Source organism: Thalassospira australica (assembly GCF_000763295.1).
GTDB lineage: Bacteria > Pseudomonadota > Alphaproteobacteria > Rhodospirillales > Thalassospiraceae > Thalassospira > Thalassospira australica.
The window spans coordinates 95,840-110,654 of sequence record NZ_JRJE01000008.1 but is presented as its reverse complement, the minus strand read 5'-3'; the positions used below and the strand labels follow the sequence as shown (position 1 = coordinate 110,654).

Annotated in this window: 9 protein-coding genes; 3 read left to right on the top strand and 6 right to left on the bottom strand. The window is 54.0% G+C overall.

The genetic code is table 11. The features are described from left to right. Positions 1-28: 28 nt before the first annotated feature. From JF44_RS0107225 to trxB, 4 genes are all read right to left on the bottom strand, one after another. Positions 29-2,092 carry an elongation factor G gene (locus JF44_RS0107225; RefSeq protein ID WP_052065577.1) on the bottom strand — a complete coding sequence of 688 codons (2,064 nt, stop codon included), beginning with the start codon at positions 2,090-2,092 and terminating at the stop codon, positions 29-31. A gap of 852 nt (positions 2,093-2,944) precedes the next feature. After that, the gene (locus JF44_RS0107220) at positions 2,945-4,312 is read right to left on the bottom strand and encodes an adenylate/guanylate cyclase domain-containing protein (protein WP_052065561.1); all 1,368 of its coding nucleotides are present in this window, start codon (positions 4,310-4,312) and stop codon (positions 2,945-2,947) included. 1,239 nt (positions 4,313-5,551) lie between these two features. Then, positions 5,552-6,478, bottom strand: coding sequence for a LysR family transcriptional regulator (locus JF44_RS0107215; RefSeq protein ID WP_033068298.1), 927 nt, complete (start codon positions 6,476-6,478; stop codon positions 5,552-5,554). Positions 6,479-6,800: 322 nt separating this feature from the next. Beyond that, on the bottom strand, positions 6,801-7,751 hold the full coding sequence (gene trxB / locus JF44_RS0107210; RefSeq protein WP_033068297.1) for a thioredoxin-disulfide reductase: 951 nt from the start codon (positions 7,749-7,751) through the stop codon (positions 6,801-6,803). Positions 7,752-8,095: 344 nt separating this feature from the next. Here trxB and JF44_RS0107205 point away from each other — a divergent pair, with 344 nt between their 5' ends. The 3 genes from JF44_RS0107205 (at position 8,096) to JF44_RS0107195 (ending at position 10,775) form a co-directional block, all read left to right on the top strand. Next, positions 8,096-8,581: an Lrp/AsnC family transcriptional regulator gene (locus JF44_RS0107205; protein ID WP_033068296.1), complete on the top strand. Its 486-nt coding sequence runs from the start codon at positions 8,096-8,098 to the stop codon at positions 8,579-8,581. Between the two features lie 416 nt (positions 8,582-8,997). Next, positions 8,998-9,294 carry a hypothetical protein gene (locus JF44_RS0107200; RefSeq protein ID WP_033068295.1) on the top strand — a complete coding sequence of 99 codons (297 nt, stop codon included), beginning with the start codon at positions 8,998-9,000 and terminating at the stop codon, positions 9,292-9,294. Between the two features lie 17 nt (positions 9,295-9,311). Beyond that, positions 9,312-10,775: a methyl-accepting chemotaxis protein gene (locus JF44_RS0107195; RefSeq protein WP_052065560.1), complete on the top strand. Its 1,464-nt coding sequence runs from the start codon at positions 9,312-9,314 to the stop codon at positions 10,773-10,775. Between the two features lie 128 nt (positions 10,776-10,903). Here the strand turns inward: JF44_RS0107195 and greA are convergent, their stop codons facing one another. Next, entirely contained in the window at positions 10,904-11,377 is a 474-nt protein-coding gene (gene greA / locus JF44_RS0107190) for a transcription elongation factor GreA (RefSeq protein ID WP_033068294.1), read from the bottom strand. Between the two features lie 102 nt (positions 11,378-11,479). Further along, a complete protein-coding gene (gene carB / locus JF44_RS0107185) occupies positions 11,480-14,722 on the bottom strand; it encodes a carbamoyl-phosphate synthase large subunit (RefSeq protein ID WP_033068368.1) in 3,243 nt (1,080 codons plus the stop codon). Positions 14,723-14,815 lie beyond the last annotated feature (93 nt).

The following is a 14,815-nucleotide window of genomic DNA, read 5'->3' as shown; positions in this document are numbered from 1 at the left end:
TGTGGTTATTGCGGGGCTGAAAAACAGCTTATTTCCCGGATGCGCGATGTTGGTTAACAACTGCGTCGGCATGTTTCCCCGCAAGTTCCTGCATGTGGGAATAATGGCGGGTGAAAAAGCCGGTGCCCTGCGACAAAGAGCGCAGCTCGGTCACGATATCAACGGTTTCCGATGTGGGAATTTGCACCTCGATCTCGTCCCAGCCTTGCCAGCCGTCCTTGGCATTGAAGCCAAGGATTTGCCCCCGGCGCGCACTGACCAAACGTTGTGCCTTTGACGTAAAGTCCGATGGAACGGAGACCTTGCAAATGTCGATGGGTTCCAACAGGGTCGGACCTGCGTTTTTAAGCGCCTCGCCAATTGCAATACGTCCGGCCATTTGGAAGGCCTGATCAGAACTGTCCACTGTATGGAATGATCCATCCACCAGTTTGACAGCAATATCCATTACCGGAAAGCCAAGCGGCCCGGACCGCAGGCCATCACGCACACCCTTTTCAACGGCAGGGATATATTGCCGGGGAATGGCCCCGCCGACAATATGTTCGCTGAATTCAAATCCGTCACCACGTCCAAGCGGGCGAATTTCAATTTCGGCATCGCCAAATTGCCCATGCCCGCCGGTCTGCTTTTTGTAACGTCCCCGTGCGGTGGCCGGTTTGCGGACGGTTTCCTGATAGCCGGTCAAAACCGGCACGCTTGTGATTTCAAGATGATAATGGGTCGCCAAATGGGCCAAAGCCGATTGGAGATGAATGTCGCCCTGACCAGACAGCAGCAGTTGACCGGTGCCGGGATGGTGACCAAAGCCAAGAGAACGGTCCTGTTCACAGATATGACGGAGTGCTTCGGTCAGTTTGACGTCATCGCCGGGTTTTGTGACCTCTAGCCCGATTTCATACAGCGGGGGCAGGGGATCGGGCCAGAGACTGTCGTGCAGCCCATCCGGACTAACAAGGCTGCCCGTGCGTAAATGTTCCATCCGGGGCAGGCCAACAATCGACCCGGTTGTGCCGTGATCAAGCTTTTCATGCTTTTCGCTAAACACCGTGCAAAGCCCCGATACCTTGTCCGCGCCCAGTGTATCACCATTGGAAAGGCTGCCAGACAAAATGCGGGCAAAGCAAAACCGCCCGGCATGGGAAAGATGAACGGTTTTGAAAACCTGTACGATGTTTTGATCCGGGGTGGGATCAATGCCCAGTCGGTGAGCACAAACGTCTGACGACGGGGCTTCGTGGCGCAGGGCCTTAAGCAAACGGATAATGCCATGGTCATGTTCAGCCGATCCGAAAAAGACCGGCACAATCAGATCCCGGGCCAGATCCCGTTCAAGGTTGGCATAGATGGTTTCGGCGGCCGGTTCCTGATCTTCAAGGATCTGTTCAAGCAGGGCGTCATCAAAGTCGGCCAGTGTTTCAAGCAACCCTTCGCGTGCCTCGGCCTCACGGTTTTTGGCGCTGGATGGCAAGGCGGTGAGTTGGGATGGCTGTCCTTCGAGATAGGCATAGGCGCGTTCGGACACGATATCGACAAAGCCCGTGATGTGCTCTTCTGTGTCTTTGGAAGCCCGAATGGGAATTTCCCGCATCACAAGCGGGCGTTCGGAAATGGCCTGCAACGCATCAAGACAGATGCGTAAACGCACACTGGCATGGTCGGTCTTGTTAATGAAAATCAGGTGGGGAACGCGGTTGCGATCAAGAAACTTAAGGATCGGTGCCACAGTCATCACCCGGCTTGGGTCCGGGTCGACAACGACGATTGCAACGTCACAGACCATTGCTGCTTCGCGGGCATCCTGGGCAAAATCGACAGATCCCGGACAATCAATGAAATGCCATTCTTCGCCGAGATAGGTTGTTCGCGCACAGGTGAGTTCGGTGCTCATGTTCCGCGATCGGGATTCTGCACTGGCATCCCCAACCGTATTATGATCACGCACAGATCCCTTGCGGTGAAGGCCACCTGTTGCCAGAAGCAGGCTTTCAAGCAGGGATGTTTTGCCGCTGGAATACGGGCCAATCAGGGCGGCAACCCGAGGTGAGTGTGACGTTGTGGGTGTTGATGTCGCGCGCGCACTTGTGGGCATTGGCATCTCCTTGACGAGCAAGACCGATCCCCCAGCCATCGGTCGGCACAAACAAAACCCCCGGACGTACGGGATATCCCCCAAGATATCGGCGGGGTCGTCGTCATATGGTGTGCGTCAGCCTGTGTTCAGATTGTTTTCCGACAGGGTGCTAGATCAGACCTGCCCGATTGCCGATGCACCCTTGATTAGATCATGATCGGGGTTAATGAAATCAAGGGATTGGATGCGATCTGCCTTTATTGAAACACAATTCGCCCCGAAATGGCCCTATGTGACCTGTTTTCCCGCCTTGATTCAAAGGCACATTCACACCTGTCAGTCGAGGACGTGGTCAACAATCTTTGTCCCCCCTCACGATGTTGATCCGAGTGTTTTCAGGTTGTTCCCCCACCTGAAATGCCCCGGCTGACGTGGTCTCCCCAAGACCATGAATGACCCCGAATATCTGGGGCGGGTTTATCCCGCCCCTTTTTTTTGCCCGGTTTTCGGCGCAGTACAGCGCCGCATTATATGCCCTATGCCTTAATGCATGTTGCCTTTATTGCCGCAATCTGCCCGAAAATGGTCATCAAACACCGATTTTTGAGCCGTATTTCAAGGGCATATTCCTAACTGTCGGATGCGAAAACATCGATGCCGTGCACTCCCTCACGACGCATCGAGGCCCGAAAGAACGCTTCCTCCCCAAGCGTTTGAACCCCACGGGCAAGGCAGCGCATCTGGCTGGTCTCCCCAAGACCATCTGTCCCCCAAAGCCCGGGCGAGCTTCTTGCTCCCCGGGCTTTTATTTTTTCGCATGCTTTCTATCAGCACTACGTTTGCCGATTGGCCCACGCTTTGTGAGAGTTCCTACTGCGCCGCAGACCCGGTTCTCGGCAGGGTGGTTTTCGTTGGGGTGATGCTGAAAATACGGGTTGGTTGTTCGCGGCCACGGACGGTGACGTCCTTGCGCGAGGTCCATTGGGGGATATCGTCATGATTGCCGCAGGCTGCGACGGTGTCCTCGGTCGCAAGGATGTAGGTGCCAAATTCCTTGTTCAGCGTTTCCAGACGCGAGGCGATATTGACGTTATCGCCATGCACCGTAAAGGTCAGGCGGCTTTCAGAGCCAATTGCGCCAATGACAATTTCACCTGTATTAAGCCCGCACCGGGTTTTGAGCTTGTCGCCAAAACTGTAAATCCTCCTTTGCGAGATTTCCTGAATGGTAAGGGCTGTCCGCACAGCATTGAGCGCGTGATCCGGGTCCGGCGTAACCGCATTGAAGGTGATCAGCATGGCATCACCCTCGAACTGGGTGATAACCCCGCCATAGCGGGAAATCACGGCACTGGTTTCAGTGAAATACTCGTTGAGCATCGTTGCGAGTTCTTTTGGTGCCAGTTTTTCGGAAATGGAGGAAAAACCTTCGATGTCGGTAAACATCACGGTGGCTTTGACGGCTTCCCCTTCGCCCGGTTTGATCTGTTGATCGGCATGGGTGATGCGGTCGGCGATTTCAGGCGAAACAAAGCGTGACAGATCGCGCGCGGCAATTTCATCGGTAACAGCCCGGATAAAGGAGCGCTTGGCGCGCATCACCCCGATGGCAAGGACGGCGGTAACCAGCACAATGGCGATGATTTTATCGATTTCGGCCCCGATCAAAAGGGCGTTTGAGGTCATATAGGTCACATAATCACGGGTGATCATGTCTGTGCCGCCCTCGTTCCAGATGACATAGCCGGTCAGGACGATCCAACCCGCGGCGGCGGTGCCCCCGGCGATCAGAATATAACGTGGATCAAAGCGCAGGCTGCGCAGGGAGATGAAGATAAAGACGTAAAGGACCGTCGGCGCCTTGAGATAGAAACTTGCGGGCTGCATGTACTGGATGTGGAAGCTCCAGATCAGGACCATCAACAGACCAATATCGGCAATGACTGACAGGGTCAGGAACCAACTGCTGAGCGCGTTGCGATAGGCCAGAGCAAGACGTTTGAGCGTGAACAGATAATACAACCCCAGCGCCCAGGGCACAGGATGGAAACCATCTGACATCGATGTGCTTGGCGAGATGGCATAAAGCGTTGCAAAGATTGTCACCAGAAGAAGCTGAACCCAGCCGATCAGCTTTTCGCTTTCATATTGCTGCTTTTCGATGGCGCTTTGGACGCGTTCTGGCAAATGATTGTCGGCGTCTTTGCCAAACAGGAAGGCACTAAGCGTGCTTTTCATGGTGCCGTGGTTCCATTCATGCTGATGGCTTTGAAGGTATGGTCCTGTGCCCAGACAGTATCGTCATCACCATAGTGTAATCTTCCCGGCCTGTTGCCAAGTCGAGATGCGGTGACGCGTGATCACGGCTGCGTGCAATTTGCGTGCTTTTGGCCTGGTAGGCGGGCATATGAAAAAAGCAAAAAAAAGCCGGGCAACGAATGCCCGGCAAGTTTATCAGGGAGGCTTCACGTCTGGGAGACGTAGGACCCTTCTCAGGGCCCTGGGTAAGCCGGACTAGGCGTCCGGCTAAGACCGAAAAATTCGGTCAGGGAGAAAACTCGTTACCGCGGTGCGGTGTGTACCGCTGCGGTTCGAGAAGGAAGATAGCGTTTTTGACGATAATGACCACTGCCAAATTGCTTTTTCAGCCATGCATTTTCTGCATAAATATAGAAAAGCCTTATGTATCTATCTAAATTATTGAAAATAAATAATAAATTTACATAAAGGGGATCTAATATCCGATGAAGGTTGCATATTGATGTCAAACCTATTGTGCGGGAGCAAAAAAAATGCCGGTAGCAGGGGGGTGCTACCGGCAAGATCAACAGGGAGGCTTTACGTCTGGGAGACGTAGGGAGTCTAGGGGAGACTCCCGTGCCGAATTTCGTTTCGGCGGACGGATCATACGATCTTCAGGGACAGTTGATGCGATCTCGCTTTTTGCGGCCGCTCACAACTTATGATGCAAATATAAGTAGGGCTTTGGTGGATTAAAAATTGAAAATTGGCAAATCAACCATGCGCTATACGCATGACAACAAAATGTCAGTAATTTGAAGATGTTGCGGCGCAATGATTGAATTAGAACAGGTGAGATGCCTGTTTAAGCGAGGCGTAACGACGCCGTCATGGCGTGTTCAGGAGAGTGGCGCGGCACAAGAAGATTGATTCGGGCGCCTTTATTATGCAGCTACCAGATACACCAACAGCCCGGAAAAAAAACCGGGCTGTTGGTGTATCTAGGCTCAGGACCTATTAATTTGATTGGAATGGCAGACGTTATATTTGTGAAGTCCAAGGAAAGACCTGCCGGGCGGGCTGGTATCCCGGCCAAGGGATCTGACGCCAGAGTTTGCAAACATAACGTCTGTCCTTCGGATTCACCGGGTTTGCACGGGCTACTTTGTCGCAAAAACCCGGTGAACCATTCAAACCAAATTAATAGGTCCTGAGCCTAGCAAGCCTGTGAAGCTTCTATTTGTCTGCTGCGGCGCTGGCGGCTGCGGCGGCCTTTGCCCTGACTTTTGAGATTTCCTCGATCAGGAAGTCGCGGAAAACAGCGATTCGTTTGGAATGACGCAATTCTTCAGGATAAACGAAATAGGCGTCAAAGCTTGGCCCTTCGAGTTCTGGCAGAATACGCACAAGGTTGCTGTTGGACGGCAGCAGGTAATCTGGCAAAGCCGAGATTCCCAAGCCGGACTCGGTCGCACGGAATATGCCGTAAATATTGTTCAGCTTCAGAATCGGACGCATGTCCGGCTTGAACTGCTGGGCGGTGGCCATCATCCAGTTGACATTTGACACAGGCGGGCGGGCGTCCGCGCCATAGATGATCAAACGGTGATCTTTGAGTTCTTCGGGTGTTTTGGGCATGCCGTACTGTTTGATGTATTCGGGCGATGCAAACACATGATAGCGCAGCGTCATCAGCTGTCGCTGCACAAGATCGGCCTGACGAGGTGGCTGCATACGGATGGCAACATCGGCCTCACGCATGGCAAGATCGAGTTCCTCGTCGTTCAGCACCAGAGACAGTTCAATTTCCGGATAGCGTTCCAGGAACTCGTTGATGCGCGGGGTCAACCAGGTGGAGCCAAAGGCAACCGTAGTTGTAACCTTGAGCGGACCACTTGGGCGTTCCTTTGATTCGCGAATGCGGGCCTCGGCCATGGAAAGCTTGGCAAAGACATCGTGCGCGGTGCGATATAGGAGTTCACCCTGTTCTGTCAGGATCAGGCCACGCGCATGCCGGTGGAAGAGCGGGACCTTCACGCTTTCTTCCAGCGCGCTGATCTGCCGGCTTACGGCTGATTGGCTCAGATTGAGGTTTTCCCCTGCGTGTGTGAAGCTCCCGGCTTCGGCAACAGCGTGAAAGACACGCAGCTTGTCCCAGTCCATAGACCTGCTCCTAGATGTCACCAGCGCACGGTCGATGCGCCAGACCCCTGATAAGTGTTCTCTTCTTTTATGGTCAATTTGGTTTCAACACTATTAAGTGCGTCACAGCTATTGACCAAGTACATGATTATTCAATCAATATGAGGCCTATAGTATTTTCTGCAAGAAGACATTTCTCAGAAAGGAAGATCGCGCGCCGTGATTTTTCGCCCAATCCCGGTCAAGCGCGGGTGTTCGGGCAGTTTGCTATCATTAAAAAAAGGGGATGCAAAACGCATCCCCTTTGATGTTTGGTGTGTTTGGGCCGGTCGGCGCCAAAGGATCAGCCTTCGTGTTCGGCAATGAACTTTTCGGCTTCAAGGGCGGCCATGCAGCCCATGCCTGCCGCCGTAACAGCCTGACGATAGATTTTGTCGGTAACATCACCGGCGGCAAATACGCCTTCAACATTGGTGACGGTGCTGCCCGGTTTGACGAGGATATAGTTCTCGTCATCCATGTTGACCTGACCCTTGAACACGGCGGTTGCCGGGTCATGACCAATGGCCACAAAGAAGCCGTCTGCCGGGATGTCGGTGACTTCGTCTGTTTTGACATTGCGCACACGCACGGCTTCAACGCCGTCCATTGGGCCGTCACCGCCCAGAATGTCATCCACGACACTGTCCCAGACCACGTCGATTTTTTCGTGCTTGAGCAGGCGATCCTGAAGCATCTTTTCCGCGCGAAGTTCGTCGCGGCGGTGGATCAGGGTGACTTTGGAGCAGATCCCGGCAAGATACAGGGCTTCTTCAACGGCGGTATTGCCGCCGCCAACAACCGTGACCGGTTTGTTGCGATAGAAGAAACCATCACAGGTCGCACAGGCCGAAACGCCGCGACCATTGAATTTTTCTTCGCCCGGAAGGCCAAGCCAGCGGGCCTGTGCGCCGGTCGAGATGATCACGGTTTCGGCGATATAGGTGTCGCCGGAGTCGCCCTTGCAGACGAACGGGCGCTTGGAGAAATCGACTTCGGTAATCAGGTCATGAACCATCTTGGTGCCGACATGCTCAGCCTGTCCCTTCATCTGATCCATCAGCCACGGACCCTGAATGACATCGGCGAAGCCAGGATAGTTTTCGACATCGGTCGTGATGGTAAGCTGACCACCCGGCTGCAGCCCCATGACCATCATGGGTTCAAGGTTGGCACGCGCAGCATAGATCGCAGCAGTATACCCGGCAGGGCCGGAGCCAATGATGAGGACTTTGGTCTGATGTTCTTGGGCCATGGTTCTTGTTCGTGTCCGAGATGAGTAAAAACTGACGTCGAACATATGAGCAGACCGGACAAGACGCAACCGCCTGACGCAAAGTTTGGCGGGCATTTGACGGGTTTTTTACCCGATTGGATTTTACGGTCCCGGGTGGTGGTTTTGCTGTTGCCACATCAGGTGCGATCCAATGGCACAATGATAGATTGAAATAAGGGTGGTAAGCCGATTTATCCTGTGTGCAGTTACGGCTTCCAAGCGCAAGATTGCATTAATCGTCTGAATATATTATTGCCAGCAACTTACCTCGCTGTAATATTGTTTCAATCGGGGTAACTTTCGCGCACAGAATCGAGGAATAAATGCAACGGGTCAAACTCGACAAGATCGACCGCAGAATTTTGCGCGATCTGCAGGAAGATGGCCGCATGACCAATGTGGAACTTGCTCGCCGTGCAGGTATTTCAGCACCCCCTTGTTTGCGCCGTGTGCGCGCTCTCGAAGAAACCGGTTTCATTCAGGGGTACCACGCAGACGTCGATGCGCAGGCGCTTGGCTATCATGTAACCGTGTTTGCCATGGTTGGGCTGGCAAGTCAGGCCGAACATGATTTACGTGCGTTTGAAGCCCGTGCAACCGAATGGCCCGAAGTTCGCGAATGCCACATGGTTGCAGGTGAAATGGACTTTCTTCTTAAGATCGTTTCACACAGCTGGGATGAATATCAGAAGTTCCTGACCACCGAGCTGACCGTTGCCGAGAACGTCAATCACGTCAAATCCGCGCTTTCGATTCGCACTGCGAAAAACATGCCCGGTGTTCCAATCGATATTGACGTCGAAGACTGATACCTGCGATCCGTGGTGCCTGCCCAAAACCGACACTGGTTTGAGTGTCGGTTTTTTGTGTATGTGATCTGAACGTTCATCGTTTGGAACGTTGTGATATATCCGCGCAAATCCAAGATGTATTCAAACATATCGTTGCGAAACCTGATCTGTTGCAGGTGCGTTGGCGTAATGCTCGATAGGAAATTACGTCATTCCGCAGGTATGTATTTATAACGCGAGCATGCATTGCCAAATTAAACGTAAGGATGAAAAATCCTTGTATCCGGCATCGCGGAACTATAAATAATATGAACCTATACGTTCGGATTGGTTCTTATATAAAAGGCTAATAATTGGAAACGCTCAAGTTCGCCCCGCAACCTCGTGCATATCAGGCTACTGAAGACGGTGGATGGCAGGGATTAATCGCGACGATGTTTTTTGCCGTTTTTGGCGTCTTGCTTTTGGTCGTGCTGTCCTATCGCCCGGTTTCGGAAATGGGCAGTGCAGGGATGGTGTTCCCGTTTTCCATGACCGAGGACGACATCCTGCAGCAGGTCGGTGCCGCTGGCGGGCGTGTGGTGCGGTTTGGCGGTTTTGGGCATTTGGCTGTTGTGGTGAATGATGATGGCAGCATGCCAGAGGCCGATGCGATGGGCGCACTTTTTGCGCTGTCGCCGCTGATTACATCAGCCTGTTTTGATGCCGACGACGTTAATAACGCCTTTTGAAGTCTGGGTGAAAGCATATGGAAAAGTTATTCGAAATTCGCGCCAACGCGCTTAAGGCTCTGTTCGTCATCCTGACGGTCCATATTCCTTTGAGCGGGGTCGCAGGTTACGTTGCCGGTAACGATGCAGTCTCGCCACTGATTGCCAGCGCTGTTTTTGCCGCCCTTGCCTATGTGGTTTATCGCATGGCTGGCCCGCAGGCCCAGGTTTCGCGTTTTATCGTGGCTTCGGCGATGATCCTGCAGGTCGGGGTTCTTGTTTATGCCTTCCGCGGGCATGCATGGCAAATTGACATCCATATGTACTTTTTTGCTGCCCTTGCCGTTATTGGTGCGCTGGTTTGCTGGAGAACGATTGTTGTCGTTGCCGGGGTCATTGCCCTGCACCATCTGACATTGAATTTTGTTGTTCCTTACTGGGTGTTCCCCGAAGGTGGCGCATTTTTCCGGGTCGTCCTGCATGCGGTGATTGTCATTGTCGAGGCAGGGGTGCTGATCTGGTCATGTAAAAGCCTGTATACGACATTGGCAAATGCCGAGACTGTGCGCAACGAGGCGGAGCAGACTGCAAAGTCGGCGCAAGATTTGCTGGCGCAGAATGAAGAGCTTCGCAAGCAGCGCAAAATTGAACGTGACAACTTCAAACGTGAGCTGGCTGATCAGATTACCAGTCGGATCGGAAAATCTGCGGGGGCGGTTGATGCTGAATCTGTTCAGTTGCAGCAGCGTGCCAAGGATTTGAATGATCGCGCACTCAAAGGCCGGGAAGCCTCGGTCGGTGCGGTTCATGCGTCTGAGGAAACCTCGCAGAATGTTCAATCTGCGGCCTCGGCTGTTGAAGAAATCAACGCTTCTGCCGACGAGATTTCACGCCAGATTGTTCGGGCACGTGAGATCACCGACAATGCTGTTTCGCGTTCCTCGACCGCGAGTGAGCGGATCGAATGGTTGTCCAACGCTGCTGAGAAAATCGGGGAAGTCGTTAACCTGATTACCGATATTGCCTCGCAGACCAACTTGCTGGCATTGAATGCAACCATCGAGGCAGCACGTGCCGGTGAAGCGGGCAAAGGCTTTGCCGTGGTTGCCAATGAGGTCAAGAACCTTGCCAATCAGACGGCACGTGCAACCGATGAAATCGCCCAGCAGATTTCCGAAATCCAGTCGGCAACCGGAGATTCTGTTTCGGCCGTGAACGGGGTTTCGGAAACGATTGGTGATCTTGTGGAAGTTACGACGACGATTTCTGCCACCATGGATCAACAGCAGGGCGCAACCCGCGAGATCGCACAAAGCTTGAATGTCACGGTTGATGCGACCCGTGATCTTTCTGACCTGATCCATCAGCTTTCGGAAATTGCAGACCGGACCGGAGAAACAGCGACCGAGCTTCTGGGCAGTGCGGATCACCTTGATACAGAGGCATCCGATCTTAATCGCAACGTCGAAGCGGTTCTGGAACAACTGGCCAAGGCTGATTAAGAAAAACACCGATCCAACTTTTGCGAAGCCGGGTATTTCCCGGCTTCTTTTTTTATGTGTTGGGCCTGTCTGAAACAAAAAAACGGCCCGGAATATCCGGGCCGTTTGAACTTGGAGCCGTTTTCCGGTTAGGAAAAATCGACCTTCAAAATCTCGTAGCTTTTGGTGCCGCCCGGAACGGTGACTTCGACAGAATCACCAACCGATTTGCCAATCAGTGCGCGACCGATCGGCGATGTGGTCGAGATACGGCCAGAGTTAATGTCCGCCTCGATCGGGCCGACAACCTGATAGGTGGTTTCTTCGTCGGTGTCTTCGTCAACGAGATCAACCTTGGCACCGAATTTCACGACGCTACCGGCCAGTGACGGCACGTCGATGACTTCGGATCGGCTCAGAACGTCTTCGAGTTCGGCAATACGACCTTCGCAGAAGCTTTGGCGTTCGCGTGCGGCATGGTATTCGGCATTTTCCGAAAGATCGCCATGCTCACGGGCATCCGCGATGGCCTTGATGATTTCAAGACGTTCGACGGACTTGCGATGCTTCAGTTCTTCTTCGAGACGCTGATGCCCCTGGGGGGTCATTGGTACTTTTTCCATCGCGCTCACAGCCTATTCTTATTAGCGGTCGATACTACAAAATCAACCGCCCGGCGTCCCGCCGGGCGGTCTGAATTCTTCCGTCAGGTTCGGGTAAGAACCTTAGTACTTGTCCCCAAGATATTCCTGAACGGGCCGGACTGCAAGTGCGCCGCGTTTCAGGTTGTCGATTGCGCGCAAAGTGGCGCGCGCACCGGCGACCGTGGTGTAGTACGGGATATCATCGGTAAGAGCGGTTCGGCGGATCGAGAAACTGTCGACCACGGCCTGTTTGCTCTCGGTGGTGTTGAACACCAGCTTGATATCGCCGTTCTTCATCATGTCCACGATGTGGGGACGTCCTTCCTGTACCTTATTGACCGGGGTGACGTCTAGCCCTTCTTTTTCAAGAGCTTCGGCCGTGCCATGGGTCGCAACCACGCCAAAGCCGAGCGCGATGGCGTCGCGTGCAAGTTGAACTGCGGCGGGCTTGTCGTAGTTTTTGACGGAAATGAAGACCTTGCCTTCAAGCGGCAGCGTGTGGCCTGCGGCCATCTGTGCCTTGGCGAAGGCACGACCGAAATCGGTATCAAGCCCCATGACTTCGCCGGTCGAACGCATTTCCGGACCCAGCAGGGTGTCGACACCCGGGAAGCGGTTGAACGGAAGGACCGCTTCCTTGACTGCGATATGCTTGAACGGACCGTGATCAATGTCAAAGTCGCCAAGTTTCTCGCCGGCCATGATCCGCGCGCCGATTTTGGCAATCGGGTTTCCGGTTGCCTTGGCAACGAACGGAACGGTACGCGAGGCCCGCGGGTTGACTTCGATCAGATAGATCGTGTCACCCTTGATCGCGAACTGAACATTCATCAGGCCAACAACATTGAGCGCCTTGGCAAGCTGAACGGTTTGTTCCTTAAGCCGCGTGATCATGGCTTCATCAAGCGAGTAGGGCGGCAGCGAACAGGCCGAGTCACCTGAGTGGATACCGGCTTCCTCGATGTGCTGCATGATACCCGCGACAAAGACATTTTCACCGTCCGATACCGCATCGGCATCAATTTCAATCGCATCAAGCAGGAAGCTGTCGATCAGAACCGGGCTTTTGCCTGATACCTGGACGGCTTCGTGCATGTAGCGCAGAAGATCTTCGGTGGTGTGGACGATTTCCATCGCGCGACCGCCAAGAACATAGCTTGGGCGAATGACAATCGGATAACCGATGCCCTCGGCAATTGCCACGGCTTCGTCCACCGAACGGGCAATGCCGTTGGCAGGCTGTTTAAGGCCAAGCTTGTGGATCAGTTCCTGGAACCGGTCGCGGTCTTCGGCAAGGTCGATGCTGTCGGGGCTGGTGCCAAGGATCGGAATGCCGGCATTTTCAAGGGCTGCGGACAGTTTCAGCGGGGTTTGACCACCATATTGAACAATCACACCCAACAGTTCGCCGTTGCTTTGTTCAAGCTGGCAAAGCTCGATCACATCTTCGGCGGTCAGCGGTTCGAAATACAGACGATCAGACGTGTCATAGTCGGTTGAAACCGTTTCCGGGTTACAGTTGACCATGATCGCCTCGATCCCGGCTTCGCGCAGCGCATAGGCCGCGTGCACACAGCAGTAATCGAATTCGATGCCCTGTCCGATACGGTTCGGGCCACCGCCAAGGATGATGACTTTCTTGCGGTCGGTGACTTCGGCCTCGTTTTCGGGCTCAAAGAAACCATCGCCTTCATACATGGAATACATGTACGAGGTGCGTGACGGGAATTCGGCAGCGCAGGTATCGATGCGTTTGTAGACCGGGCGCAGACCAAGGGCCTGACGATCAGCACGGACGTCGTCTTCTTCGCGACCGGCCAGTTCAGCAAGACGTGCATCGGAGAAACCAAGTTTCTTGAGGCGCAGCAGTTCATGCTTGTCTTTGGGGATGCCACCGGCGCGGACTTTTTCTTCTTCGGCGACCAGCATTTCGATCTGCTTGAGATACCATGGGTCAAACTTGGTCGCCCCCTGGATTTCTTCAAGCGTCAGACCATGACGGAAGGCCTGGGCGGCGTAAAGGACGCGGAACGGGATCGGCTGGGTCAGCTTGGCGCGGATCGCGGCCTTGTCTGGTGCGCCTTCGATTTTGACTTCATTAAGCCCGGTCAGGCCGGTTTCCATCGAACGCAGACCCTTTTGAAGGCTTTCGGCAAAGCAGCCGCCAATCGACATGGCTTCGCCAACCGATTTCATCGCGGTGCCAAGGGTTGCCTGCGCACCCGGGAACTTTTCAAAGGTGAAGCGCGGGATCTTGGTGACGACGTAATCAATGGTCGGTTCAAACGATGCCGGGGTGACGCCCGTGATGTCGTTATCAAGCTCATCAAGGGTGTAGCCAACTGCAAGTTTGGCGGCGATCTTGGCGATCGGGAAGCCGGTTGCCTTGGACGCCAGTGCAGATGAACGTGACACACGCGGGTTCATTTCAATCACGATCAGACGCCCGTCGTCCGGGTTGACCGCGAACTGAACGTTCGAGCCGCCTGTATCGACACCGATCTCGCGGAGCACGGCAAGCGATGCGTCACGCATGATCTGGTATTCTTTGTCGGTCAGGGTCAGGGCCGGGGCAACGGTGATTGAATCCCCTGTGTGGATGCCCATCGGATCGACGTTTTCAATCGAGCAGATGATGATGCAGTTATCCGCATTGTCGCGGACAACTTCCATTTCATATTCTTTCCAGCCGAGAATGGATTCTTCGATCAGCACTTCGTGGGTCGGCGAGATCGCCAGGCCATTGCGCACGATCTGTTCAAACTCTTCGCGGTTATAGGCAATGCCGCCGCCTTCGCCGCCAAGGGTGAAGCTTGGGCGGATGATCGCCGGAAGGCCGGTGACTTCAAGTGCCTTGACCGCGTCTTCGAAGGTCCGAACCATCGCCGAACGCGCACTTTCCAGACCGATCTTGTCCATGGCTTCGCGGAAAAGCTGACGGTCTTCGGCCTTTTCAATGACGTGCTTTTTCGCACCGATCATCTCGACGCCATATTTTTCAAGCGTGCCGTCATCATGCAGGGCAAGGGCGGTGTTGAGTGCGGTCTGACCGCCCATGGTCGGCAGGATCGCGTCCGGGCGTTCCTTTTCGATGATCTTGGCAACCATGGCCGGTTTGATCGGCTCGATATAGGTGGCGTCGGCCAAGTTGGGGTCGGTCATGATGGTCGCCGGGTTCGAATTGACCAGAATGACGCGGTAGCCTTCTTCTTTCAGCGCCTTACAGGCCTGAGCACCGGAATAGTCAAACTCGCAGGCCTGACCAATAACAATCGGGCCAGCACCGATGATGAGAATTGATTTGATATCTGTACGTTTCGGCATGTCGTTTTCCGCTTTTCGCAAGGGCATGTGCTGTGGCTGCACCGCCTCGTTTAAGTCCGTTAATCGCGTAATCTTGGGCGTGTCCTGATTATC

Excerpts from the sequence above, each read along its gene's own strand:
- JF44_RS0107200 (WP_033068295.1), top strand. The coding sequence starts at position 8,998 with ATGTTTTTTGCCGTTTTTGGCGTCTTGCTTTTGGTCGTGCTGTCCTAT.
- JF44_RS0107225 (WP_052065577.1), bottom strand. The coding sequence starts at position 2,092 with ATGCCCACAAGTGCGCGCGCGACATCAACACCCACAACGTCACACTCA.
- JF44_RS0107215 (WP_033068298.1), bottom strand. The coding sequence starts at position 6,478 with ATGGACTGGGACAAGCTGCGTGTCTTTCACGCTGTTGCCGAAGCCGGG.
- greA (WP_033068294.1), bottom strand. The coding sequence starts at position 11,377 with ATGGAAAAAGTACCAATGACCCCCCAGGGGCATCAGCGTCTCGAAGAA.
- JF44_RS0107205 (WP_033068296.1), top strand. The coding sequence starts at position 8,096 with ATGCAACGGGTCAAACTCGACAAGATCGACCGCAGAATTTTGCGCGAT.
- JF44_RS0107195 (WP_052065560.1), top strand. The coding sequence starts at position 9,312 with ATGGAAAAGTTATTCGAAATTCGCGCCAACGCGCTTAAGGCTCTGTTC.
- carB (WP_033068368.1), bottom strand. The coding sequence starts at position 14,722 with ATGCCGAAACGTACAGATATCAAATCAATTCTCATCATCGGTGCTGGC.
- trxB (WP_033068297.1), bottom strand. The coding sequence starts at position 7,751 with ATGGCCCAAGAACATCAGACCAAAGTCCTCATCATTGGCTCCGGCCCT.
- JF44_RS0107220 (WP_052065561.1), bottom strand. The coding sequence starts at position 4,312 with ATGAAAAGCACGCTTAGTGCCTTCCTGTTTGGCAAAGACGCCGACAAT.